Raw genomic sequence first — 24,184 nt, forward strand, 5'->3', positions numbered from 1 at the left:
GACACGGGTTCATGGCAGCAGATCACGTTTCCGGCGACTGCAGCGACTGTCACCAAGTGAGTCGCGTGCGCCACCAAGTGATGAAGAATCAGAGCTCGATGTGCCACTCGTGCCTGCACTTGCGGCAGCGCACCTGCAGTCGCGAACCGTGCTCGCCGAGCAACTCGAAGCGCGCATAGGTGCCGCAGTGCTCGCAGTCCGCCTGGTTGGCAACGTACTCGGCGTGACTGAGCAGGTAGAGGTAGCGGCGCAGCGCAAACACGCCGATGACGCTACTGGCCAATGCCGCCAGGACGATCTGGATCTGGTCGAGGAAGGGCAGGCGCGCGCTGTAGGCCTCGGCCGCACCGAGCAGGCCGAGACAGGCCAGCAGCAGCAGAACGAGGTTGGCATGGCTCTGCAGCAACTCTCGTTCGTACCACTTGCGAAAACCGAGGCGTCGAATCGTCTTCGCGGCACTCATCGCGACCTCCCCGGTACCTGACAGCAGAGCCTATCTTCTCACTTCTCACGCTGCCGGCGCGGTCGCATCGCCCCTTGCGTCGAGGAAGGCTTCCAGCCGGTGCGCCAGTGCCTGCGGCTGGTCGTGGTGCAGCATGTGGCCGGCGGGCGAGAGCACGTGGCGCTCGACCCGCGGCACGGCGGCGAGGCGCTGATCGAACTCGCTGCGCGGGTAGCGGTGGCCCCACCACTTCTCGACGTCGGTACGGTCGCCCTCCAGCCACAGCAGGGGCGCGCGGATCTGCGCCCAGCAGGCCAGGACCTCGTCGACGCGGTAAAGCAGCGGGTTGACGCGCTTGTGCGCCGGGTCGCCGAGGATCTGCCAGCGCCCGTCCTCGTCCTGGCGCGACCAGTGCGGCGCCAGCCAGGCGGCCTTGTCCTCGGCAAGCAGCGGATTGGTCTTGCGCAGACGTTCGGCCACCGCGGCGAGGCTGTCGTAGGGGCGCAGCTGTGCCGGCTCGCGCAGTTCGTCCAGCCACTGCCGGTAGCGCTTGGGGGCCTGGGCGGGCACCGTCTGCGGCATGCCGAAACCTTCGAGGTTGACGAGCCTGCGGACGCGCTCGGGGCGGATGCCGGCATAGAGCATCACCACGTTGCCGCCCATGCTGTGGCCGAGCAGGTCGACCGGCGCGCCGGCCAGGGCGATGTCGGGGTGGTCGAGCAGGGCGTCGAGGTCGCCCAGGTAGTCCGGGAACCAGTAGCTGTCGCTGCCACCGGCGTCGCTGAGGCCGAAGCCGCGCCAGTCGGCGGCCACCACGTAGCGGTCGGCGGCGAGCGCGTCCACCATGAACTGGAACGAGGCGGCCACGTCCATCCAGCCGTGCAGCAACACCAGCGGCGGGCGCTGCGGCGTGACGAGCGAGGCATCGCCCCAGGCGAGCAAGTGGTAGCGCAAGCCGCGCAGGTGAAGGAACAGACTGCGCGCCGTGCGGCGCGGAAGGTAGACGGGAGCGGTCATGACGCGCGACTGTAGGCCGATTCACCCGCGCATGCTGTCGGTGCCGCGACAGGCGCGACTGAGACAATGGGCGCCATGGACACCGTGCCCGACTTCACCCTGCGCGCCGCCGAGCCGCGCGACGTGGCCGACATCGTCGGCCTGATCCGCGAGCTCGCCGAGTTCGAGAAGCTGACCCATCTGCTGCAGGTCACGCCCGAAACGCTGCACCCGCACCTCTTCGGCGAGCGCCCGGTGGTTGAGGCGCTGGTGGCGCAGGTGGAGTCGACGGTGGTCGGCTTCGCGCTGTTCTTCACCAACTTCTCCACCTTCCTGTCGCGCCCCGGGCTCTACCTGGAAGACCTCTACGTGCAGCCGGCGCAGCGTGGACGCGGCATCGGTGAAGCGCTGCTGTCGCGCCTGGGCGCGATCGCGGTGGAGCGAGGCTATGGCCGCTTCGAGTGGAGCGTGCTCGACTGGAACGAGAACGCCATCCGCTTCTACGAGAGGATGGGCGCGACGCTGCTGCCCGACTGGCGCATCTGCCGCGTCAGCGGCGATGCGCTGCGGCGCTTCGGTGCTTGACCCGATGCGCCCGGCGCCGGCGCGCCCCTAAGCTCGCCGCCATGCCGTCCCACGATCGATACGCCGCACTGCACGCCGGCTTCCGCTGGCAGGTGCCCGAGCACTTCAACATCGCCGAGGTGTGCTCGGCGCGCTGGGCGCGCGAACGGCCGCAGGCGGTGGCGATCCGCTACGAGCACGAAGACGGGCGATCGGCGCAGTTCACCTACGGCGACCTGCAGTGCAACGCGAACCGCCTGTCGAACGCACTCGCGCGGCTCGGCGTGCGGCGAGGCGACCGCGTCGCCATCGTGATGCCGCAGCGCTTCGAGACCGCGGTGGCGAACATGGCCGTCTTCCAGCTTGGCGCGGTGGCCATGCCGCTGTCGATGCTGTTCGGCCCCGATGCGCTCGAGTACCGCCTGCAGCACAGCGATGCGGTCGCGGCGATCGTCGACGAGAGCGCCATCGTCAACCTGCTCGCCGCGCGGCCGCATTGCCCTGGGTTGCGCCACCTGATCGCGGCCGGCGACGCGGCAGGGCAGGGCGACATCGACTGGCAGGCAGCGCTGGCCGCCGAGCCTGCCGAGTTCGCGGCGGCGCGCACCCGGGCCGACGAGGCGGCGGTGCTCATCTACACCAGCGGGACCACCGGCCCGCCCAAGGGCGCGCTGATCCCACACCGCGCGCTGATCGGCAACCTCACCGGCTTCGTGTGCAGCCAGAACTGGTTCCCGCAGCACGATGCGGTGTTCTGGTCGCCGGCCGACTGGGCCTGGACCGGCGGGCTGATGGATGCGCTGCTGCCGACGCTGTACTTCGGCCGCGAGATCGTCGCCTACCAGGGCCGCTTCGGCGCCGAGAGCGCGCTCGAGCTGATGGCGCGCCACGGCGTCACGCACACCTTCCTGTTCCCCACCGCGCTGAAGGCGATGATGAAGGCGGTTCCGGACCCGCGCGAGCACCATGCGCTGAAGCTGCGCGCCATCATGAGCGCCGGCGAGGCGGTGGGCGACGCGGTGTTCGCCTGGTGCCGTGATGCACTCGGCGTGGTCGTCAACGAGATGTTCGGACAGACCGAGATCAACTACATCGTCGGCAACTGCGGCCGCTACGTCGACGCCCACGGCCGCGAACATCCCGCCTGGCCGGCACGCGCCGGCAGCATGGGCCGCGCCTATCCCGGACACCGCATCTCGGTGATCGACGACGACGGCCGCGAGTGCCCACGCGGCACGCCGGGCGACGTGGCGGTGCACCGCCTCGACGTGCACGGCCACCCGGACCCGGTGTTCTTCCTCGGCTACTGGAAGAACGAGGAGGCCACGCGCAGCAAGTTCACCGCCGACCCGGACAGTTCCTGGTGCCGCACCGGCGACACCGCGGTGATGGACGAGGATGGCTACCTCTGGTACCAGGGGCGCAGCGACGACGTCTTCAAGGCCGCGGGCTATCGCATCGGGCCGAGCGAGGTGGAGAACTGCCTGGTCAAGCACCCGGCCGTGGCCAACGCCGCTGTCGTTCCGAAGCCCGACCCCGAGCGTGGTGCCGTGGTCAAGGCCTACGTGGTGCTCGCGTCCGGCCACGCGCCGGGCGATGCGCTGGTCGGGGAACTGCAGCGCCACGTGCGTGGCAAGCTCGCGCCCTACGAGTACCCGAAAGAGATCGAGTTCATCGCCGCGCTGCCGATGACCACCACCGGCAAAGTGCAACGCAAGGTGCTGCGGCTGCAGGAAGAGGAGCGCGCCCGCCTCAGGGCTTCCTGACCGGCAGGTCGCCACCGTATGGGTTGGGCGGCGTGGCCCCCGGGGCGCGCTCGCCGATCGCCTCGCCAGTATCGAAGTACAACAGCAGCTGGTGGCGGTCGTTGGGGTGGATGGTGGTGGTGCCGCGCTGCACCTCGATGCGGCCGAGTCGCAGGTCCTGCAGCGTCGCGTCGATCTCGTACTGGCCTACTGGCAGCCTGGCGAAAAGCCACGGCCCGTCCATGCGGTGGTCGAGCACGAGCAGGCCGGTCTCGGCCTCGCGGATGCGCACCAGCACGCCGGAGAGGTGCGCGCCGCTCTTGCGCACCGCCGTCGTGAGCCAGAAGCTGTAGTCGCCGCGCTCGGCGAGCAGGGCCTGCTGCTCGTCCTGGCCGACGCCGCCGGAGACGTGATCCACGCCGGTCGCACTGGTGCCGCGCTGGGCGGCCCAGGCGTTCGATCCGGCAAGGGTCCACGACGCGCACAGGACGGCGAGAACGGCGTGCAGCAGCTTCGGCATGGTGTCACTTTCGAGATTCGTCAGACCAGGACCGCCGGCAGCGGCCGGCGCAGCGACGCGGGCAGGCGCGGGCCACGACCGAAGCGTACGACGATGTCGGGGCGCCGCGAGCCGATGCCGAGCAGGGCCGCCAGCTGCGCTCGAAGCGCGGCGACCTCGACCGGCTGGTTGACGTAGGCATGGCGGATGTCCAGCGCCGTCGCCTGCAGCGCAAAACGTTCGACGCTGCGGCCCACCTCGACCCAATGCGCGGCGTCGTCGGCCTCCGAGAAGAACACCGCGATGCCTGCCGACGAGCGGACCTGCCGGCGGTACTTGTCGTTCTCGCCGTCCGCCGTGACGAACAGGTCGAACAGTCGCGATCCCAGCCAGCGTGGCGCAGTCGGGTTGCCCGACGAGGCGGCGTACAGGCCGTCGCCGCGGCGCACCGCCTCGTCGCCGCTGAAGCGGATCCAGGCCTTCAGTTCCTCGACGAAGGCACTGTCCTGCAGCTGCGCGGTGTTGCCGGCAAGCACGAGCTCGAGCACCTGCTCCATGGCCGGCTTGGCGGTGAGCAGCATCACCTGCGTGCCGCGACCGCTGCCTGCCGCCTCGAGCAGGCGCAACTCGTCCGTGCCGAGCGGCCGGCCGTCGTAGTCGCCGCGCGTGCTCTGGCGCTGCGCGATCGCCGCGTAGAGCGGCGGGATCGAGGCCGATGCGGCCTGCAGCGCGACACGGATGCCCATCGTCGCGTCGAAGCTGGCTTCGGCGTGCAGTCCGTGGCGCGGCGCGGCCTGGATCAGGTTCTCGGCGGCGCAGCCGAGCGACACGTGCAGGTGATGGTCGTCCGGGTCGACCACCGGGCAGCGCCTGGACAGGTCGGCAACGATGTCGATGCTGGACGCGGCGATGCGGAACTTCCAGCACTGCGTGTTGTGGCTCGAGGGCGCGAGCGTGGCGCAGCGCACCAGCTCGCGGCGCACCGCTGTGGCCTCGGCAGGCAGCTTCTGCGGCAGCTGCCAGGTGGCCGTCACGGCCTGCTCGTAGGCCTGTTCCGCACCGCAGGCGGCCAGCGGCGCGGCCGCGCCGACGGCCGCGGCCCGCATCCACTGTCGACGCGTCTGCATTCGCACTCCCTCGAACTGGCCCGGGCGCCGATTGCAGCGCAGCGCTTCGGCCGCGGGCATGACATGGCGCAAGCGAAGGTCCGACGCCGTGCAAGCGCCTGCGCGACAGCCACCGTGGGGCGCTCACGGCACACTGTGGTCATGCAACCCCTGCCACCCTCCGCCGCCGCCCTCGCCCCCACCGCGCTGCTCGACAGCGACCACCCCGAGGTGATCGCCTTCGCGCGGCACCATGCCGTCGGCGCCGGCACGCGCGAGCGCGCCGTGGCGCTGGCGCTCGCGGTGCGTGACGGCTTCCGCTACGACCCCTACCGCATCGACCTGTCGGTGCAGGGCATGCGCGCCAGCACCGTGCTCGCACAGGGCCATGGCTGGTGCGTGCCGAAGGCCGCGCTGCTTGTCGCGGCCGCGCGTGCTGCCGGCATCCCGGCGCGCGTGGGCTATGCCGACGTGCGCAACCACCTCAGCACCGAACGGCTGCGCCGCACGCTGCAGACCGACCTGTTCGTCTGGCACGGCTATGCGGATCTCTGGATCGATGGCCGCTGGGTGAAGGCCACGCCGGCCTTCAACATCGAGCTGTGCGAGCGCTTCGGCCTGCTGCCGCTGCACTTCGACGGCCGCAGCGATTCGATCTACCACCCCTTCGACAAGGCCGGACACCGCCACATGGAATACGTGAACCAGCATGGCGCCTTCGACGACATGCCGCTGGCGCGCATCGTCGCCGCCTTCGAGGCGACCTACCCCGCCTGGCGGCCCGGGCAGGCGGCGATGCACTCGGCCAGCTTCGATGCCGACGTGGCGCGCGAGGTGCAGCGATGAGCACGCCGGCGATCCCTGCAGGCTTCGCGCCGCTCACGCTCGGCGGCGAGTTCATCGTCGCCAACGGGCCGCTGTTCGAGCGATGCGAGGGCGAGGCCTACCAGCTCGGCTTTCGCGTAGAGAAGCGGCACACCAACACGATGGGCATCTGCCACGGCGGCATGATGGCCACCTTCTGCGACATGCTGCTGCCGATCACTGCCTTCCGCCGCAACAACGGCCTGCGCGCACGCTTCCTGCCGACCGTGAGCCTGGACATCGACTACCTGGCGCCGGCGCCGCTGGGCGCCTGGGTGCAGGGCGAGGCCCAGGTGCTGCGCACGACGCGCAGCATGGTCTTTGCGCAGGGCCTGGTCAGCGCCGACGGCGAACCGGTGGCGCGCGTCAGCGGCGTGTTCAAGATCGGCGCGGCCTTCGCGGCGGCCCTCGCGGAGGGCGGCGCGGCGGGCTGACGCCGGCCGCGCCGCGCCCTCAGGGCAGCGGCACGTACATGTAGCCGGCGTTGCGCACCGTGCGGATGCAGCGCGGCTCGCCGCCCGGTTCGGGCTCCACCTTGCGGCGCAGCCGCCCGATGCGGATGTCGATCGAGCGGTCGAACGGCTCCCACTCGCGGTTGCGCGTGTGCATGAGCAGCTGGTCGCGTGACAGCACGCGGTTGGGGTTGGCGAGGAAGACGCGGATCAGGTCGTACTCCATCGCCGTCATTGCCACCTCCTCGCCACCGGCGGCGAGGTCGAACAGGCGGCGCGAGTCCAGCTCCACCTCGCAGCGGCCGAAACGTTGCCGCGTGCCGGCGGAGGCCGCCGCCGGCTCGGCGGCGGTCTCCTGCGCCTTCGCCTGCATGCGGCGCAACACGCTCTTCACGCGCGCAAGCAGCTCGCGCGGGTCGAAAGGCTTGCCGATGTAATCGTCGGCACCGACCTCCAGGCCGACGACGCGATCGATCACGTCGTCCGAGCCGGTCACCATGACGATGCCGACGTCGTAGCGCTCGCGCAGGAACCGCGCCAGCGTCAGGCCGTCCTCGCCGGGCAGGCGCAGGTCGAGCAGCACGAGGTCGGGCAGTTCGCGCTCCATCTCCTCGCGCATCGCCGCACCGTCGGCGGCGGCGCGCACGGCGTAGCCGTGGCCGCCCAGGTACTCCATCAGCATGCTGCGCACCGAGGGGTCGTCGTCGACGACGAGCAGGTTCGCGGATCGGTCCATGTCGCCGATTGTGCCGCCGCGACGCAACGGATGAAACACGGCCGTACACGGCAGCTACAAGTCCGCGCCAATCGGGAGCGGCATTGCCGCAAGGCGGATACGGCAGCCGCCCACAGTCCCACTCCATGCCGGACGACGCGGTGTCGACCGGCAGACCCGAACCGAGGAACCCCGACCATGAGCCAGACCACCACCCTTCCCACCACCGTCTCGCGTCACGCCAAGGTGATCGAAGTCTCCAAGCGCGTGCGCTGGGAGATCGAGCGCGACGTCATCCGCGGCCGCCGCTTCGACTACGGCAAGTCCTTCCTGCCCGCCGGCCTGTCGCTGGTCGACGAGCTGCCCTTCCTGAGCAGCGGCGAGCGCCGCCTGCTCAGCCAGGTGCAGGGCCGCACCTACGCCTACATCTTCGGGCTGGTCGAGCGCTTCATCGCCGCCAAGGTGATGGACCTGGGCCGCGAGCAGGCCTTCGGCGACCAGACCGCGCTGGAAGCGCTGGTGCGCATGACCGACGAGGAGCTGAAGCACCAGGCGCTGTTCCGCCGCCTGGAGGACATGATGGCCGAGGACATGCCTGCCGGCTACGTGCAGAGCGCCGACGCCAACGCGGTGGCCGGGGCGGTGCTGTCCAAGAGCGACTGGGCGGTGCTGGCGCTGACGCTGGACATCGAGCTGTTCACGCAGGCGCACTACCGCGCCAGCATCGAGCCCGATGCCCAGCTCTCCGAACTGTGGAAGGACGTGTTCCTGTTCCACTGGAAGGAAGAAGCGCAGCACGCCATCCTCGACGAGATCGAACTGCAGCGCATCGACGCCACGCTGACGCCTGCGCAGCGCGACGCGGCGGTGGACGACCTGATCGCCCTGGTGGGGGCGGTCGACGGCATCCTGCAGGCGCAGGCTGCGGCCGACGCGCGCTACTTCGTGCAATGCGCTGGCCGCAGCTTCAGCGAAGCGCAGGCGCAGGAGGTGCATGCGCTGGTGCTGAAGGCCTACCGCTGGCAGTACATCGTCTCCGGCGTGATGGAGCCGCGCTTCCAGAAGACGCTGTTCGCGCTGCTCGACGAGGCGCAGGGAGCGCGTATCCACCATGCGCTCGCACCGCTGACCTACGCCGTGCCGCTGCAGGCCGCGATGCCGCTGCCGATGGCGGCCTGAGGGGAGGCAGTCATGTCCACCTTCGCCGCCCCATCGACGGCCATCACGGCGCCCGGGCGGCGGCTGGCCAGGTTGCGTGACCGCGTGCGCGCCTGGCTGGCGCGCGGTCGCGAGCGCAGCGCCACGGTCGCGCTCGAATCGCTCGACGAGCGCAGCCTGCGCGACATCGGCCTGGCCCGCAGCGAGCTCGGCTCGGTGCGCGCCGAGCTGGAGGGCCGGGTCGAGGCGACTCGCCTGCGCGTGCTGCAGGACCTCCCCCGTGGGGGAGCGGCATGAACGCCGCCTGGCGCCTCACGCTGGCCGCCGCCGCCCTGATGGCGCTGGCCAGCGGCGGGCGCGCCGCCACCGGTCTGTTCGTCTCGCCGCTGAACGGCGCCTCCGGCCTCGGCCTGGCGGCGCTCAGCCTCCTCCTCGCCCTCGGCCAGCTGGCCGTGGGCTTCGCGCAGCCACTGGTCGGCCACTGGGCCGACCGCTTCGGCGCCGCGCGCGTCATCGTCGTCGGCGCCGTGGCTCTGGCGGCGAGCACGGCGCTGCCGGCCTGGTCGGTGCTGCCCGGCGCGGTGGCGCTGTCGCTGATCGCCAGCGCCGTGGCCAGCAGCGCGGTGGGCAGCAACGGTCTGCTGCTCGGCGAGGTGAGCCGTCGCCTCGGCCCGGCCCGCTCCGGTGCAGCGGTCGGCCTGATCGGCGCCGGCGCCTCGGTCGGGCAGATGCTCGCCGGACCGGCGCTGCAGGGCGCGATCGACTGGCGCGGCTGGCCGTGGGCCATGCTCGCGCTGGCGGCGCTGTCGCTGCTCGCCTGGCCGCTGGCGCTGCCGCTGCGCCGCAGCCCGAGCGCGGCACCGCGCGCGCCCGCCCAGCCGGTCGCCGACGTGCTGCGCGACGCCCGCTTCTGGCGCGTCGCCGCCAGCTTCGGCGTGTGCGGCTTCCACGTCGCCTTCCTCACCGTGCACATGCCCGGCGTGATCGAACGCTGCGGCCTGCCGGCCTCGCTGGCGGGCAGCTGGATCGCGGTGGCCGGCGCCGCCAACATCGCCGGCAGCCTGCTCGTCGGGGCGGCCCTGCGCCGCCACGACGCGGGCTGGCTGCTCGTGGCGCTGTACGGCGTGCGCGCGCTCGGCATCGTGATGCTGCTGCTGCTGCCGCCGACGGCCGAGCTGATGATCGCCTTCGCCCTGGTGATGGGCGCCAGCCACATGGCGACGCTGCCGCCGACCACGCAGCTCGTCGCGCGCGCCCACGGCGTCGAGCGCCTGGGCACGCTGTTCGGCGTGGTCATGCTGGTGCACCAGCTCGGCAGCTTTGCCGGCATCTGGCTGGGCGGCGTGCTCGCCGAGGCCAGCGGCAGCGACCGGCCGCTGTGGTCGATCGACATCGCGCTGGCGCTGCTCGCCGCGGCGCTGGTGTGGCCGCAGCGTGCGCGGCACGCGTTCCCCGCGGCCGTCGCGCACGGCGCGTGATCAGTGCCGCACGGCGAGCGTTTCGTGCAGCAGCGCGCGCAGCCGCTCGACGTCGATCGGCTTGGGCAGGGCGGCGCGCACGCCATTGTCGGCCAGGACTGCCGCGTCGAAGCCGTCGGCGTTGCCGCTGACCAGCAGCACCGGCAGGCCGGCGCGCAGCCGCGTCGCCTGGCGGGCGAGCTGCAGGCCGGTCATCTGCGGCATGGTGTAGTCGGTGATCAGCAGGTCGGTGCGAAGAGCGTCCTGCGCCAGCCAGTCCAGCGCGGTGTGAGGGTCACGGTGCAGCGTCACCGCCAGGCCCCAGTGGCGCAGCTGCTCGGCGAGGTAGTCGCCGACCAGCGTCTCGTCCTCGACCAGCAGCACGCGGCCGGCCAGCCTCCGGTGCACCGGCTCGGGCGCGGCGGCCACGACGGTGCCTTGTGCCGACGCACCGTCGGCGCTCGGCAGCAGCACGCGGAAGCGCGCGCCGTGGCCGGGCACGCTGTCGACGCAGATATGGCCGCGGTGGTCGTGCACGATGCCATGCACCATCGCCAGGCCCATGCCCGACCCCTTGCCGACCTCCTTGGTGGAGTAGAAGGGGTCGAACATGCGTGGCATCACGTCGGCGCCGATGCCCGCGCCGTCGTCGGTGACCGACAGCTCCACCCAGCGGCCGCCGTCGATGCGCTCGCCGCAGGAGCGGCAGTGCCAGCCGCCGGAGGCTTCGCGCAGGCCGATGCGGATGCGGCCGGCGCCGTCCATCGCGTCACGCGCGTTGATGCACAGGTTGAACAGCACCTGCTCGAGCTGCACCGCGTCGCCTTCCACCTGCGGCATCGCCTCGTCGTCCGCGGCGCCGAGCTCGACGGCGTCGAGCACGATCGACGAAGGCAGCGTGGCGCGCAGCAACTGCACCGACTGGCGCAGCAGCGGCGCCAGAGCCAGCGGCTGCCGGCGCGACGGCCGGCGGCGCGCAAAGGCGAGCATCTGCGCGATCAGCTCGCGGGCGCGCTGTGCGGCAAGCTGTGCCTGGCCGAGCTGGCGCGACAGCGTCGCGTCGGCCAGTGACTCGGCGCGCTCCTGTCCCATCACCAGATAGCCGATCACGCTGGTGAGGATGTTGTTGAAGTCGTGGGCGATGCCGCCGGTGAGCTGGCCGATCGCCTCCATCTTCTGCGCCTGGCGCAGCTGCGCCTCGAGCGCGGCGCGCTCGGCCTCGGCGGCGCGGCGCGCGCTGATGTCGCGCAGGTGGCCGACGAAGATGCTGCCCTCGGGCACGGCGGCGACGCTGATCGCCAGCTCGATGGGAATCTCGCGCCCGTCGGCGGTCACCGCGGTGGTCTCGACGAGGCGGCCGACCATCGGCCCGCGGCCGGTGGCGGGGAAGTGCTTCAGGCCGCGCTCGTGCGCTGCGCGGTGCCGCTCGGGCAGGATGAGCGCAGCCAGCGAGCGGCCCAGCACCTGCTCGCGGCGGTGACCGAAGATGCGCTCGGCGGCGGCGTTGAACTCGACCACGCGGCCCTCGCCGTCCATGCCGATCACCGCATCGAAGGCCGCCTCGACGGTGGCGCGCAGGCGCGCCTCGCTGCGTTGCAGCGCCTGCTCGCGATCGAGCCGCTCGGTGATGTCGCGTGCGATCTGCAGGACGTGGGGCTCGCCGCGGTGCCGGATGGGAACCGTGCGCAGCTCCGTGACGATGCGCCGGCCGTCCTTGCGAAGCGCCTCCAGTTCGGCGCGCGACGCCTCGCCGGCGAGTGCTCGCCGCAACATGTCCATCCGTGGCTGCACGAACTCGTCGGGATACGGAAGGCTCTCGAAGGCCTTGCCGACGACATCGTCGCGCGTGAAGCCGAAGATCTGCTCGTGCGCCGAATTGACGTCCACGCGCAGCAGCTGGCTGTTCCACAGCATCAGTGCGTCCGCAGAGGCGTTGAAGATCGCACGGTATTGCGCCTCGCTGTCCCGCAGCGCCTGCTCGGCCTGCATCGCCTGGGTGATGTCGCGCCCCATGTAGAGAACGTGGGGCCGGCCGCCGTGTTCGACCGGCACCCCGCGCAACTCCAGCTCGTAGCGCAGGCCGTCGCGCCGCACGAGCTGGGTGCGCAGCGCGATCGGCTCGCCCGCGAGGGCCTGGGCATGCAGGCCGCGGATCGTCGCCTCGGTCTCGGGCGGGTTGGCGAGCACGCGGTCGATCCCGATCACCTCTTCGCGCCGGTAGCCGCTCATCTGCTCGTAGGTCGCGTTGACATCGACGATGCTGAAGTCGGCCGCGCGCAGCACCAGCGCGTCGGCCGAGGCGTTGAAGATGCCCCGGTACTGCGCTTCGCTGCGCTCGAGGGCGCGCTCGCGCTCGCGCCGCTCGGTGATGTCGCGGCCGATCGCGAGCACGTGCGGGGAATCGGCATAGCGGATCGGCAGGTAGCGCAGCTCGATCTCGAAGCGGCTGCCGTCCTTGCGCACCGCCTCGGTCTCCATCACCCCCTCGTCGCCGGCGAGCGCAGCGCGCAGCAGCGCGGTGCGGCGCGCCACGGCCTCCGCGCCGATGCTGCGCGGGAAGCTCGCGCCGACCACCTCGTCGGGGCGATAGCCGAACATGCGCGTAAACGCGCGGTTGATGTCGACGATGCGCAGTTCCCGGTTCCACAGCGCGAGGGCGTCAGCGCTGCCGTCGAAGATCGCGCGGTACTGCGCCTCGCGAGCCTGCAGCGCGCCAATCGCGCCCTTGCGCTCGGTGATGTCGCGCGTGAACGCGAGCAGGTGCGGCCGACCGTTGATCGTCGCCGGCTTCAGGCGCACTTCGTCCCAGTGCAGGCTGCCGTCCTGGCTGCGGCGGCTGCGTTCGTAGGGCGGGCAGCGGCCCTGCCGGGCCAGCGCCATCCAGTGCGCCGCATCCGCGCCGGCGCAGGGGGGCGCGCCGTTGCTGATGTCGGCCAGCGACAGCCGGCGCAGCTCGTCGCGGCTGCAGCCGTAGGTCTCGCAGGCCTTGGGGTTGGCGTCGAGGATGGCTCCGCTGTCCCAGTCGTGGATGAACACCGCGTCCTCGGCGGCGGCGAAGATGGCGCGGTAGCTGGCTTCGGATCGGCGCAATGCTTCGCCGGCGGCGAGCCGCTCGATCTCCGCCGCGGCGCGCACGGCCACGACCTTGAGAATCGCCTCGGCATGGCCGGCGTCGCCCTCGGCGATCGCTTCCCGGTCCATCGCCACCAGCAGGCCCAGCGGCGCGCCTTCGCCGCCGTGCAGCGGGTAGGCGGCATAGGAGTCCATGCCTTTCGCGGCGAACATCGTGCCGGGGCGGAACTCGGCGGACACGCCGCGCGCCACGTAGCGGAAGTCGCGGCCCACCACCTTCGCGCAGGGCGACCCCTCCAGCGGGTAGTCGAAGCAGGCCAGCGGCCGATCGTCCAGCCGCGCCGCCAAGGTACGCAGCGTCTGGCGCGTGTCGTCGGCGAACACCGCGACGAAGGCGGTGTCGACCTGCAGCGCCTCGACCAGCTCGCCGACGAGCATCTCGAACGGTGCCTCGCCGCCCGGCTGTGCCACGGCCAGCGCGATGCGGCGCAGCGCGGCGAGCTGCGCCTCGAGGCGCGTGGCGCTCGCAGCCAGGTCGCGGGGCGGCGTGTCGGGCGGCATGCGCGCAGTCTAGGGCGCGGCCTCCGCGCCGTGGTGGGTTTTGCCGGCCCGATACGTGCCGGATACATGCGGATTGCAGGGTCGCGCCGCGCGCAACCAATGCAACCTCTTGGGGTGGCGCGGCGACATCGCCGCGTTACCAGCGCTGGCGAAGCTCTCTTGCCAACGCAGCCGTCGTGCCACACCCACCGAGGAGATTGCCATGCCCGCCACCCTGTCGCCGCTCACGTCCACCGCCCCCGTCCTGATCGCACTGCACAGCAGCGGCGCGGGAGGTCGCCAGTGGGATGCCTGGCGCCGCCTGCCGCCGCATGGCGCCACCTGGCACACGCCCGACCTGATCGGCTACGGCGCGGGCGCGATCTGGCTGCCCGGCGCGACGCTGGAGCTGGACACCGAGGCGCTCGGCCTGGTCGGCCTGCTGCAGTCCGCGCCCGCCGGCGTGCACCTCGTCGGCCACTCGTACGGCGGCAGCGTCGCGCTGCAGCTGGCGCTGCGCTGGCCGCAGCACGTGCGCAGCCTGACCGTCTACGAACCGGTGCGCTTCGCGCTGCTGCGCGACGGCGACGGCAGGGATCGCCGCCTGTTCGAGGACATCGTCGCCGTCGGCCGCGAGATCGGTGCGCGCGTGCTGCAGGGGCGCGGCCGCGACGCGGCCGCGCTGTTCATCGACTACTGGTCGAGCGAGGGCAGCTGGGCGGCGCTGTCGCCCTCTCGCCAGGATGCGGTCGTCGCACGCATGCCCAAGGTGCGCGCCGAATTCGAGGCGCTGTTCGGCGACCCGCTGCGCCTGTCCGACTTCCGCCGCCTCGAGTTGCCGGTGCGTCTGTTGTGCGGCACGCGCTCGCCGGCGCCGGCGCTGCGCGTCACCGAACGGCTCGCGCAGACCTTGCCGGACGCGAGGCTGGAGCGTCTGGACGGCCTCGGCCACCTCGGGCCAATCGAGGCGCCGCAGCGCGTGGCCGCGCACATGGCGGTGCACGACGCTTGGGCCGGCATGGGCCTGGCGGCCTGAGCGAGGCGACGATGCCGCCGCGCCTGGCCCGCCTGTACTGGCAGCTCACCGCGCTGCTGTTGGCAGCGCACTTCGCCGGCGCCCCGCACGCGCTGGCAGCGGCGATGGCGCTGACGGCGCTGAACGCGGCACACGCGCTGGTGCGGCTGCGGCATCCATTGGCGCTGCCAGTGCAGGTGCGCGTCAGCTACCTCGGCTTGCTGCTGGCCGGCTGCTGGCCGCCGCTGCAGGTGCTGCACCCGCTGCAGTTCATCGGTGTCAACCTGCTGCTGGTGGCCGACTACTGCGTGCTTGCACGCCTGCTTGCGCTGCTGCCCTGGAACCGCACGGTGCCGCTGTCGCGGCGCCTGCTCGTCTGGCTGCTCATGGCGCCGCCGGCGCCCGGCGCGATCACCGCGCGCCTGCGCGAGGCCATGGAGCGCGAGGTTCAGGCCGTCGGCTGAGCTGCCAGCACCGCCGCCTCGCGCTGCGCGCTCATCGCCGGCGTGCCGAGGCTGGCCTGACCCTCGGGCGTGCGCGCCCAGTCCAGCGTGTCGTGCACCGTCTCGGCCAGCGGACGGGTGCGCAGGCCGGCGGCGCGGGCACGGGCGTTCGAGCCGAGCAGCATGCCGCCAAAGTGCGGGTCGTCTTCCGGGATCCACAGCGGCAGTTCGCTCCAGGGCTGGACCCCGGCTTCGAGCAGCGCGCGGTCGTCGATCCAGCGCAAGCGCGCGTCGCTGCGTGCCATCTCGCGGCAGGTCATCAACAGCTCCTCCATCGGCAGGGTGTCGCCGATCGCGTGGAAGCTGCCGGTGGTGCCCCGCTCGACCAGCCGCAGGCACCAGTGGGCGAGGTCGCGCGCGTCGATGAACTGCACCGGCCGCCCGGGCCGACCCGGCGCTAGCAGCTCGCCGCCGATCGCCACCCGCATCGGCCAGTGCGTGAAGCGCCCGGTCGGGTCGTGCGGACCGACGATGAGGCCGGGCCGCACGATGGTGGCGCGGCCGGGCCGCGCCGTGAGCAGCGCATCTTCGGCACGGGCCTTGCCCGGTCCGTAACCCTCGTGTCCGGGCAGACGCGGCAGCGCCTCATCGTAGGCCCGGCCAGGCGGAAAGGCGGCACCCACCGAGATGCTCGACACGAACAGGTAGTGCGGCACCGCTGCCAGCAGCGCCGTGCTGCGCTCGAGCTGTGCAGCGGTGTGGCCGCTGCAGTCGATCACCGCGTCGAAGTGGCGGCCGCGCAGTGCCGAGAGGTCGCCGTCGCGGTCGCCGATCAGCGTGCTGGCGGCCGGGAACAGGCCGACACCGCGCCGCCCGCGGTGCAGCAGTGTGACCTGATCGTCACGGGCCAGTGCCTGTGCCACCACGTGGCGGCCGAGGAACACCGTGCCGCCGAGCACCAGCAGCTTCACGCCGCCACCGCCATGCGCCGGCGTACGCCCCACAGGAGCAGCAGCACGATGCCGAGGTTGAGCAGGTTCCACGCGATGCCGTTGACGAAGGCGGCGTCGTAGGAGCCGGTCAGGTCGAACACCTTGCCCGACATCCAGCCGCCCAGCGCCATGCCGAACAGCGTGCACATCAGCACCGTGCCGACGCGCGCGCCGGCCTCGGCGGGCGGGAAGTACTCGCGCACGATGATTGCGTAACTCGGCACGATGCCGCCCTGGAACAGGCCGAACAGCGCCGACACCACGTACAGCGAGCCCAGCGAGTCGAAGGGCAGGAACAGCAGCAGCGCCGTGCCCTGCAGCACCGAGCCGAGCAGCAGCGTGCGCAGCCCGCCGATGCGGTCGCAGATCATCCCCGAGACCAGCCGGCTGACGATGCCGGCGGCCAGCATCAGCGAGAGCATCTGCGCGCCCCGCGCGGCGCCGTAGCCGAGGTCGCTGCAGTAGGCGACGATGTGCACCTGCGGCATCGACATCGCCACGCAGCAGGCCACGCCGGCGATGCACAGCAGCCCTTGCGCCTGGTTCATCGAGAAGCCGAACGGCCGCGTCGACGGCTGCGCCACCGTGCCGCCGCGTGCCATGCCGGGCACCGCCGCCGGCGGACGCGGCTTCAGCGCCAGCGCGAGCAGCGGCATGGCCACGGCACTGACGATCGCCAGCGTGCTGTAGGCACCGCGCCAGCCGACGGTCTCGACCAGGTGCTGCACGATCGGCGGCCAGATCGCGCCGGCCAGGTAGTTGCCGCTGGCGCAGATCGCCACCGCGATGCCGCGCCGGCGCACGAACCACAGCGAGGTGTCGGCGACCAGCGGTGCGAAGGTCGCCGAGCTGCCGAGCAGGCCGAGCAGCAGACCGGAGACGACCGCGAAGCCGAGGATGCTGCTGCTGGCTGCCGCGAGGGCGAAGCCGCTGCCCAGCCCGGCCGCACCGATCAGCACCGGCACCATCACCCCGAAGCGGTCGGCCAGCTTGCCCATCAGCACGCCGCCGAGGCCGAAGCCGACCATCAGCAGCGTGTAGGGCAGCGAGGCGTCGGCGCGTGCCACGCCGAACTCGGCCTGCACCGCCGGCAGCACGACGGCGACGACGTACATCGCCGCCGAGCCGATGGTCATCAGCCCCAGCGTGGCGGCCAGGCGCAGCCAGGCGTAGCGCGAGTCGGCGCCGTGCTCAGGCATGGAGCGAGGCTTGCATGTCGCGTGGCTCCTCCCGGCGCGGCGACCGTTCGGCCAGCCGCTTGACGATGTGGCCGAGCCGCTTCATCGCCGCCTCGGTGGCCGGCGTGAAGGGCTCCCCGTACTGCAGGCGGATGAAGTGGTCGAAGCGGCGCGTGGTCGAGAAGGCCGCGCCCGGCGCCACGCCGATGTGCTCGAGCCGCGCCAGCGCGAACACCTCGCGCGAATCGACGTGTTTCGGCAGCTCGATCCACAGCATCATGCCGCCCTGCGGCAGGCTCATGCGGCAGCCCATCGGGAAGTGGCGCGCCACCGCGTCGACCATCTGGTGCATCTGCGTCTTCAGCGCGGCGCGCAGGCGGCGCAGGTGGTGGTCGTAACCGCCGTCGCGGATGAACTGCGCCAGCACCTCCTGCGTGAGCATCGGGCAGGCCACCGAGGTGCGGAACTTCAGCGCCTGCGTCTTCAGGAAGTGCCGCCCCGGCGCCACCCAGCCGATGCGGTAGCCGGGCGCGACGGTCTTGGTGAAGGCGGAGCACAGGATCACGTCAGCCTCGGCATCGAAGCTCTTCAGCACAGGGGGCCTTTGCTCGCCGAAATGCAACTCGCCGTAGATGTCGCTCTCGATCAGCGTGATCTGCCGCTCGGCCGCCAGCTGCACCAGCGCACGCTTGCGTTCCACCGGCATCAGGCTGCCCATCGGGTTGGGGAAGTTGGGCAGCAGCACGCAGGCCTTCACCGCGCCGCGCTCGCGGGTGGCGAACTCCAGCGCCTCCAGCGAGATGCCGTCGCGCGGGTGGGTGGGAATCTCGAGCGCACGCATGCCCAGGCTCTCGATCACCTGCAGCAGGTGGAAGTAGGTCGGCGACTCCAGCACGATGGTGTCGCCGGCACTGGCCACCGAGCGCAGCGCGAGGTAGATCGCCTCCAGGCCGCCATTGGTGATGACGATCTCGTCGGGCCGCAGCGGCACGCCGGAGGCGACCGCGCGCCGGGCGATTTCCTGGCGCAGCGCGGCGCTGCCTTCCATCTGGCAGCGCGAGGCGTACTCCGGGTGGCGCCGGTTCACGCCGGCCAGCAGGTGCTGCAGCTTGGCTTCGGGCAGCAGCTCGCGCGCCGGTTGCGCATGAAACGAGGGCACCGCCAGCGGATCGTTGACGATCCACAGGAACTCCTGCAGCACCTGGTCCATGTTGACCAGCGACGGTGCCTCCATGCGCAGGTCCAGCATCGGTTCGGGCAGCACCGGGGCGCGCGGCGCGACGAAGTAGCCGGACTTCGGCCGGGCCTCGACCACGCCGCGGTTCTCCAGGCAGCGGTAGACCTGCATGGCGGTGCTCATGCTGACCCCGTGCTGCTGGCTGAGCTGGCGCACCGAGGGCAGCCGCGCGCCGGCGCGCATCGCGCCGCTGGCGATCGCCGCCTGGATGCGGGCAGCGATGCGCTGGTACAAGGGGCCGGAGGCGTCGTCGGCAGCGTCCATGCGGGCCATTGTGAACCTCGGCGGCGGGTGGGTACCGGTACAGAGGTGGCCATCTGTCAGCAGTACAGACGGCTGCCGCGCCTTCTGTACCGGCGCACTTTGCCGGGCACTGGATCTGTCGGCGCGGCCGGCCGGCGGGGACACTGGCTGGCATCCCGTTGACGAGGAATCGGCCATGCTGGAATTCGAATCGCCTGTCGTCCTGCAACTCGCCGACGGCCAGTTGCTGCGCTGGCGCCGCAGCGGCGGCGCGCAGCTGAGCGTGCTGGGCGGGCGCGTGTGGGTGACGCAGTCCGATGACGCCGAGGACCACTTCCTCGACCCCGGCGCACGGATGCACCTGCGGCCCCGCGCGCAGGTGCTGATCGGCGCGGAAGGGCCGGCTCAGCTCGCGTTCGAGGCCGAGGCCGGCGCGCTGCGCCGCGCACTCGGACGCTGGCTCCAGCGTGCCAGCTCCTCGCGGGCACGGCGCGGGTCCATCGCCGTGTCGGTGTGCCCGGCCACCGGCGCGGTCAGCTCGATCACGTAGCCGTTCGGATCGCGCAGGTAGATCGAGCGGATGAAGCCGTGGTCGGAGATGCCGCGCACCTCGATGCCGGCGTCCTGCGCGAGCAGGATCATCGCGCCGAGCGCGGCTTCGTCGACGGACAGCGCGATGTGCAGGTCGAAATCGTGCTGCGGCCGGAAGTCGAAAGGCATGTCCGGCGCCTCGAAGAAGGCGAGGAAGGAGCCGTCGCCGAGGCGGAAGAAGGTGTGCAGCACGTCGGTGGCGCGGCCGGTCTTGGTGCTCTCGATGCGCAGCGCGCCGGCCAGCGGCAGGCCGAGGAAGTCCTCGTAGAAGCGGCGCGTCTGCTCCGAGTCGCGGCAGCGGTAGGCGTTGTGGTGCAGTCCGTGGATCATGGCGTCTCCTGGCTCACGGTGTGCGGACGGGTCACGCGGGCACGGCTTGCCCGAGCACGATGTCCAGCACGGCACGCTGCACCGCCTCGGCCTGCGGCACGCCGGCCTGCTCGAGTATCCACGACGAAGGCGAAGGCGCGTCGGGGCCGGTGACGCGGCGCACCGGCGCCTTCAGCGTGGCGAAGGCCTTCTCGCTGACGATCGCCGCCACCTCGGCGCCGACGCCGCAGGGCGCCGCTGCCTCGTGCACCACCACCAGCCGGCCCGTCTTGCGCACCGAGCGCAGGATCGTCGCCTCGTCCAGCGGCTTGAGCGTGCGCAGGTCGATCACCTCGGCGGAGATGCCCTGCGCGGCGAGCTGCTCGGCGGCGCCCAGGCAGGCGGCCACGGTCTTCGAGTAGGACACCAGCGTCACGTCGCGGCCGGCGCGCAGCACCGCGGCCTGGCCGATGGGTACCAGGTGCTCGCCCTCGGGCACCTCGCCGGGCGTGTAGCCCAGCGTCATGTCCATGAAGAACATCACCGGGTTGTCGTCGCGGATGGCGCTCTTCAGCAGGCCCTTGAAGTCGGCGGCGCTGCTGGGCATGACCACCTTCAGCCCGGGCGTGTGCACGAACATCGCCTCGAGGTTGTGGTTGTGCTGCGCGCCCACGCTCCAGCCCGCGCCGGTCTTGGCCATCACCACCATCGGGAAGGCGAACTGGCCCCCCGACAGGTAGCGCAGCTTGCCGGCGCTGTTCATGATCGCGTCCATCGACAGCGTGAGGAAGGGCGCGTAAAGCAGGTCGATGACCGGGCGCAGGCCCATGGCGGCAGCCCCAGCGGCAGCGCCGGCGATGATGCCCTCGGCCAGCGGTGTGTTGCGCACGCGATCCCGGCCGAACTCGGCGACCAGGTCGTGGCGCGCGGTGGCGACGCCTTCGCCGAAGGTTAGCACGCGCGGGTCGCGGTGCATCTCCTCGGCCAGGGCTTGCGAGACGGCATCGTTGACGGTGATGGTTGGCATGGTGGTGGACCTCGGTTCGTTCAGGCGTAGACGTCGGTGATCAGCTCGCGGGCATCGGGCCAGGGCGAGTTCTGCGCGAAGGCGAAGGCGGCCTCGACGGTGTCGTCGACGCGCTGCTGCAGGTGCGCCACCTCGCCCGGGGCGAGCACGCCTGCGGCGAGCAGGCGCTCGCGCTGCAGCGTGATCGGATCGCGGGCCTTCCAGCGCGCCAGCTCGTCCGGGTCGACATAAGCCTGGTCGTCCGGCTCGTAGTGGCCGCGGGTGCGGTAGGTGACGAGCTCGAGGAAGTAGGGCGTGCCGGTGCGGCGCACATGCTCGGCGGCGGCCTGCGCGGCGGCGTGCACCGCCTCGACGTCGTTGCCGTCCACGCTCACCGCCGGCAGGCCATGGGATTCGGCCCACACGCGCACATGCTCGTGCGGCATGGTCTCGTCGCGGCGCACGAAGGCCTGCCACTGGTTGTTCTCGCAGACGTAGAGCACCGGCAGCTGCCAGGTCACGGCGAGGTTGATCGACTCGTGGAAGATTCCCTCGCAGGCTGCACCGTCGCCGAAGAACACGGTGGTGATGCCGCCGGCCTCGGTGCCCTCGCCGCCCATCTTCTGCGCCAGCGCCACGCCCGGCGCCAGCGACAGCTCGCCGCCGACGATGGTGGAGGTGAGCACCACGCCCAGCTCCTTGGCCGACACGTGCAGCGAGCCGCTCTTGCCCTTGCAGTAGCCGTCGGCGCGGCCCATCACCTCGGCCATCAGGCGGCCGGGTTCGGCGCCGCGCGCGAGCAGATGGCCGGCGCTGCGATGGTTGGTGAGGATGCGGTCGCGCGGCTGCAGGGCGCTCACCACACCGACCGCGGCGGCCTCCTGGCCAACGGCGGTGCAGGTGCCGGGCGTCTGGCCGGCATTGCCGGCAAGGCGCTCCTCGTGGGCGCGGATCAGCATCATGGTTTCGAGCATCGAGAGGCGGCTGGGCTGGGGCATGGTGGACCTCGGGTGGTGCGGTGAGCGAATTCTCGAAGTCCACCCGCGGCGGGGCATCGCCCGAAGGAGCCAATGGCCCGGCCGCGACGGGCCATGGCCCGCCGGCGTCAGCGCCGCCTCAGTGCCGGCATTGGTCGCGCAGCGCGGCGGCGGCGAGGAAGGGCAGGCTGAGCAGGCCCATGCCGCCGCCGAGGTACTCGCCTTTCAGGCAGTCGCCCTTGGCACCTTGCTGCACGACAGCGCCGAGGCGCTCGTCGGGGCTGGGCCGTGGCGTGCCGATGCGGCCGGCACGTGCGGCGAGACCGGGGTCGCGCGCGCTGGCGCGGATGGCGCGGCGGGTCGCGTCGCCGTCGAGCAGCGAAGGCGGGGTGTCGAGGGGGGCGGGCTGCGAGGCGGCGGCCTCGGCGGTGGCCGCCGTCGGCATCGGAGCGACCACCTCGGCGGGCACCGCCGGGGCCGGGGACGTTGCGGCGGTCGTTCGCGCCGGCGAGCGACGGGGCGTCGGCCGGTCGGGCGTCGGCACCCGCGCCGGCTCGGCGACCGGCGCGGGCGGCGGTGCGATGGCGAGCAGCCGGACCGCGACGCGCGACACCGGTGCAACGCGCGCTGCCGGCGGCGCGCCGTGCATCCAGCCCCACAGCATCAGCAGGTGCAGTGCCGCGACGAGCAGCACCACGGCGGGCCGCAGGCGGACCTGGCGAGAGTTCACTCGCCCGCCGGCTCGTCCGGTCCTGGCCGGTGTTCGAGCAGATCGCCGGGCTGGCAGTCCAGCACCTCGCAGATGCGTGCCAGCGTGTCGAAGCGCACGCCGCGCACCTTGCCCGACTTCAGCAGCGAGATGTTCTGCTCGGTGATGCCCACGCGCTCGGCGAGTTCGCGCGAGCGCATCTTGCGCTTCGCGAGCATCACGTCGAGGTTGACCACGATCGGCATGTCGGCGCCACCAAGCTCAGACGAAGCCCTCGTTCTCTTCTGCGACGCGCACCGCTTCGGCCATCACCGTGGCGATGGCGATGAGCACGGCGGCGAGCAGCACCGCCATGTAGTCGTTCCACGAGAAGCCGAGCACGAGCATGCGCCGGCCCGGCGGATTGCCCATCGTGAGCGCCACCGAAGTGGCCGCGCGGACCAGCGGCGCCAGCACGGCGATGCCGAGCAGCGCCCAGGCGAAGCGGCGCAGGTGCGCGAGCGCGACGCGGCCGAACACGCGGCCGGCGCCGTACTCGGCGAACAGTCTCCACAACTGCCACAGCGCGTACAGGCCGAGCGCCACGGGCAGCAGCGACAGCAGCGCGCCGAGCACGCACAGCGCGCGCACGATGACGACGAGCCGGGCGAGCGAGCCGGGCATGGGGCGGGGCAGGGCAGGGATCGTCATGAGACTCCCGCAAATGGCTGTGCGAGACCCATAGTTTACTGTTTAACAGTAAAAATGCAATGTAAGACAGTGAAATCGGCGGGATCGGGCGGCAGCCCGTAGACTCCCGCCGAATGAATTCCACCCTGCCCCTGCGCGCCCTCGGGCGCAGCGACCTGCGCGTCACCCCGATCTGCCTCGGCACCATGACCTTCGGCGAACAGGTCGCCGAGAAGGATGCGCACGCCATCCTCGACCTCGCCGTCGAGCGCGGCATCAACTTCATCGACACCGCCGAGATGTACTCGGTGCCGGCGCGGGCCGAGACCTTCGGCGCCACCGAACGCATCATCGGCAACTGGTTCGCGGCGCGCCCCGGCGCGCGCGCCAAGCTGGTGCTGGCCACCAAGGTGTCGGGCCCGGCGCGCGGCATGGACTGGATCCGCGGCGGCGTGGCCGACATGACGAAGGCCGACATCCTCGCCTCCTGCGATGCCAGCCTGCAGCGCCTGCGCACCGACGTGATCGACCTCTACCAGATCCACTGGCCGGCGCGCAACGTGCCGACCTTCGGCGCGATCTACTTCGACCCGGCGAAGGACCGTGCGATGGCCAGCACCCACGAGCAGCTCGATGCGATGGCCACGCTGGTGAAGGCCGGCAAGGTGCGCCATGTCGGCCTGTCCAACGAGTCGCCCTACGGCGTGATGGAGTTCGTGCGCAGCGCCGAGCAGCACGGCCTGCCGCGTGTGGCCACCGTGCAGAACCCCTATGCGCTGACCAGCCGCGCGCTGGACAACGGCCTGGACGAGGTGCTGCACCGGCTGAACGTCTCGCTGCTGGCCTACTCGCCGCTGGCCTTCGGCGCGCTGACGGGCAAGTACGACCACGTTGGTCTGCACGGCGCCGAGCAGCCCGGCCGGCTGGCGAAGTTCGAGACCATGAAGAAACAGCGCTGGGGCCGGCCCGAGGCGCTGGAGGCGGCGAAGCTCTACAACGCGCTGGCCAGGAAGCACGGCCTGACGCCGACGCAGCTCGCGCTGGCCTTCTGCTACACCAGCTGGCGCGTGGCCAGCACCATCATCGGCGTGACCAGCAAGGCCCACCTGGACGAGAACCTCGCCGCCTGGAGCACGACACTGTCGCGCGAACTGCTCGCCGAGATCGACGCGATCCGCTGGACGCACCGCGACCCGGCGCAGTGA

General features: G+C 71.8%; 25 protein-coding genes and 1 pseudogene. 11 read left to right on the forward strand and 15 right to left on the reverse strand.

The features are described 5' to 3' along the window. Nucleotides 1–88: 88 nt before the first annotated feature. Complete coding sequence (locus Q0599_RS10400) at nt 89–463, reverse strand: hypothetical protein (protein ID WP_298829178.1); 375 nt, start codon at nt 461–463, stop codon at nt 89–91. A gap of 45 nt (nt 464–508) precedes the next feature. Beyond that, the gene (locus tag Q0599_RS10405; protein ID WP_298829180.1) at nt 509–1,459 is read right to left on the reverse strand and encodes an alpha/beta fold hydrolase; all 951 of its coding nucleotides are present in this window, start codon (nt 1,457–1,459) and stop codon (nt 509–511) included. A 75-nt stretch (nt 1,460–1,534) separates the two neighbouring features. Between Q0599_RS10405 and Q0599_RS10410 the strand changes: the two genes are divergently transcribed. Further along, nucleotides 1,535–2,023, forward strand: coding sequence for a GNAT family N-acetyltransferase (locus tag Q0599_RS10410; RefSeq protein WP_298829182.1), 489 nt, complete (start codon nt 1,535–1,537; stop codon nt 2,021–2,023). A gap of 41 nt (nt 2,024–2,064) precedes the next feature. Beyond that, entirely contained in the window at nt 2,065–3,768 is a 1,704-nt protein-coding gene (locus tag Q0599_RS10415) for an acyl-CoA synthetase (protein ID WP_298829183.1), read from the forward strand. Here the strand turns inward: Q0599_RS10415 and Q0599_RS10420 are convergent. Both Q0599_RS10420 and Q0599_RS10425 read right to left on the reverse strand, forming a co-directional pair. Further along, complete coding sequence (locus tag Q0599_RS10420) at nt 3,755–4,267, reverse strand: hypothetical protein (protein ID WP_298829185.1); 513 nt, start codon at nt 4,265–4,267, stop codon at nt 3,755–3,757. The genes Q0599_RS10415 and Q0599_RS10420 overlap by 14 nt on opposite strands. A gap of 20 nt (nt 4,268–4,287) precedes the next feature. After that, the gene (locus Q0599_RS10425) at nt 4,288–5,373 is read right to left on the reverse strand and encodes a Tat pathway signal protein (RefSeq protein WP_298829187.1); all 1,086 of its coding nucleotides are present in this window, start codon (nt 5,371–5,373) and stop codon (nt 4,288–4,290) included. A 141-nt stretch (nt 5,374–5,514) separates the two neighbouring features. On the opposite strand from Q0599_RS10425, the gene Q0599_RS10430 reads away from it, so the two are divergent. Further along, entirely contained in the window at nt 5,515–6,198 is a 684-nt protein-coding gene (locus Q0599_RS10430; protein WP_298829189.1) for a transglutaminase family protein, read from the forward strand. After that, complete coding sequence (locus Q0599_RS10435) at nt 6,195–6,650, forward strand: PaaI family thioesterase (RefSeq protein WP_298829190.1); 456 nt, start codon at nt 6,195–6,197, stop codon at nt 6,648–6,650. The genes Q0599_RS10430 and Q0599_RS10435 overlap by 4 nt, the downstream gene beginning before the upstream one ends. 19 nt (nt 6,651–6,669) lie before the next feature. On the opposite strand, the gene Q0599_RS10440 is transcribed toward Q0599_RS10435, so the two are convergent. Then, entirely contained in the window at nt 6,670–7,404 is a 735-nt protein-coding gene (locus Q0599_RS10440; protein ID WP_298829192.1) for a response regulator, read from the reverse strand. Nucleotides 7,405–7,581: 177 nt separating this feature from the next. Between Q0599_RS10440 and Q0599_RS10445 the strand changes: the two genes are divergently transcribed. The 3 genes from Q0599_RS10445 to Q0599_RS10455 are packed head-to-tail and all read left to right on the forward strand — an operon-like array spanning nt 7,582 to nt 10,019. After that, nucleotides 7,582–8,562, forward strand: coding sequence for a hypothetical protein (locus Q0599_RS10445; RefSeq protein ID WP_298829193.1), 981 nt, complete (start codon nt 7,582–7,584; stop codon nt 8,560–8,562). A 12-nt stretch (nt 8,563–8,574) separates the two neighbouring features. Next, nucleotides 8,575–8,838, forward strand: a complete 264-nt coding sequence (locus Q0599_RS10450) for a hypothetical protein (RefSeq protein WP_298829194.1) — start codon at nt 8,575–8,577, stop codon at nt 8,836–8,838. Next, nucleotides 8,835–10,019, forward strand: a complete 1,185-nt coding sequence (locus Q0599_RS10455) for an MFS transporter (protein ID WP_298829195.1) — start codon at nt 8,835–8,837, stop codon at nt 10,017–10,019. The genes Q0599_RS10450 and Q0599_RS10455 overlap by 4 nt, the downstream gene beginning before the upstream one ends. On the opposite strand, the gene Q0599_RS10460 is transcribed toward Q0599_RS10455, so the two are convergent. Beyond that, a complete protein-coding gene (locus tag Q0599_RS10460) occupies nt 10,020–13,631 on the reverse strand; it encodes a PAS domain S-box protein (RefSeq protein ID WP_298829196.1) in 3,612 nt (1,203 codons plus the stop codon). A 202-nt stretch (nt 13,632–13,833) separates the two neighbouring features. Between Q0599_RS10460 and Q0599_RS10465 the strand changes: the two genes are divergently transcribed. Continuing rightward, nucleotides 13,834–14,646, forward strand: a complete 813-nt coding sequence (locus Q0599_RS10465) for an alpha/beta hydrolase (RefSeq protein ID WP_298829197.1) — start codon at nt 13,834–13,836, stop codon at nt 14,644–14,646. A gap of 11 nt (nt 14,647–14,657) precedes the next feature. Continuing rightward, nucleotides 14,658–15,089, forward strand: coding sequence for a hypothetical protein (locus tag Q0599_RS10470; RefSeq protein WP_298829198.1), 432 nt, complete (start codon nt 14,658–14,660; stop codon nt 15,087–15,089). Here the strand turns inward: Q0599_RS10470 and Q0599_RS10475 are convergent. From Q0599_RS10475 to Q0599_RS10485, 3 genes are read right to left on the reverse strand one after another with little or no spacing between them, the layout of a single operon-like run. Further along, nucleotides 15,074–16,039 carry an NAD-dependent epimerase/dehydratase family protein gene (locus tag Q0599_RS10475; protein WP_298829200.1) on the reverse strand — a complete coding sequence of 322 codons (966 nt, stop codon included), beginning with the start codon at nt 16,037–16,039 and terminating at the stop codon, nt 15,074–15,076. The genes Q0599_RS10470 and Q0599_RS10475 overlap by 16 nt on opposite strands. Then, on the reverse strand, nt 16,036–17,259 hold the full coding sequence (locus Q0599_RS10480) for an MFS transporter (RefSeq protein WP_298829201.1): 1,224 nt from the start codon (nt 17,257–17,259) through the stop codon (nt 16,036–16,038). The genes Q0599_RS10475 and Q0599_RS10480 overlap by 4 nt, the downstream gene beginning before the upstream one ends. After that, nucleotides 17,252–18,739: a PLP-dependent aminotransferase family protein gene (locus tag Q0599_RS10485; protein WP_298829203.1), complete on the reverse strand. Its 1,488-nt coding sequence runs from the start codon at nt 18,737–18,739 to the stop codon at nt 17,252–17,254. The genes Q0599_RS10480 and Q0599_RS10485 overlap by 8 nt, the downstream gene beginning before the upstream one ends. A 175-nt stretch (nt 18,740–18,914) precedes the next feature. Here Q0599_RS10485 and Q0599_RS26155 point away from each other — a divergent pair. Beyond that, nucleotides 18,915–19,103: pseudogene (locus Q0599_RS26155) on the forward strand (DUF2917 domain-containing protein); the annotation flags it as partial. A 20-nt stretch (nt 19,104–19,123) separates the two neighbouring features. On the opposite strand, the gene Q0599_RS10490 reads toward Q0599_RS26155, so the two are convergent. The 6 genes from Q0599_RS10490 to Q0599_RS10515 form a co-directional block, all read right to left on the reverse strand. Further along, nucleotides 19,124–19,639: a VOC family protein gene (locus Q0599_RS10490; protein WP_298829205.1), complete on the reverse strand. Its 516-nt coding sequence runs from the start codon at nt 19,637–19,639 to the stop codon at nt 19,124–19,126. Nucleotides 19,640–19,670: 31 nt separating this feature from the next. After that, nucleotides 19,671–20,645, reverse strand: a complete 975-nt coding sequence (locus tag Q0599_RS10495; RefSeq protein WP_298829207.1) for a pyruvate dehydrogenase complex E1 component subunit beta — start codon at nt 20,643–20,645, stop codon at nt 19,671–19,673. A gap of 20 nt (nt 20,646–20,665) precedes the next feature. Next, nucleotides 20,666–21,622: a thiamine pyrophosphate-dependent dehydrogenase E1 component subunit alpha gene (locus Q0599_RS10500; protein ID WP_298829209.1), complete on the reverse strand. Its 957-nt coding sequence runs from the start codon at nt 21,620–21,622 to the stop codon at nt 20,666–20,668. Between the two features lie 118 nt (nt 21,623–21,740). Beyond that, complete coding sequence (locus tag Q0599_RS10505) at nt 21,741–22,331, reverse strand: hypothetical protein (protein ID WP_298829211.1); 591 nt, start codon at nt 22,329–22,331, stop codon at nt 21,741–21,743. Then, nucleotides 22,328–22,555 (reverse strand): helix-turn-helix transcriptional regulator, encoded by a 228-nt coding sequence (locus Q0599_RS10510; protein ID WP_298829213.1) that lies wholly within the window; start codon nt 22,553–22,555, stop codon nt 22,328–22,330. The genes Q0599_RS10505 and Q0599_RS10510 overlap by 4 nt, the downstream gene beginning before the upstream one ends. A gap of 16 nt (nt 22,556–22,571) precedes the next feature. After that, entirely contained in the window at nt 22,572–23,000 is a 429-nt protein-coding gene (locus Q0599_RS10515) for a DUF2975 domain-containing protein (protein WP_298829217.1), read from the reverse strand. A 113-nt stretch (nt 23,001–23,113) separates the two neighbouring features. Between Q0599_RS10515 and Q0599_RS10520 the strand changes: the two genes are divergently transcribed. Further along, entirely contained in the window at nt 23,114–24,184 is a 1,071-nt protein-coding gene (locus Q0599_RS10520) for an aldo/keto reductase (RefSeq protein WP_298829219.1), read from the forward strand.

Source organism: uncultured Piscinibacter sp., from assembly GCF_937952055.1.
Taxonomy (GTDB): Bacteria; Pseudomonadota; Gammaproteobacteria; order Burkholderiales; family Burkholderiaceae_C; genus Piscinibacter.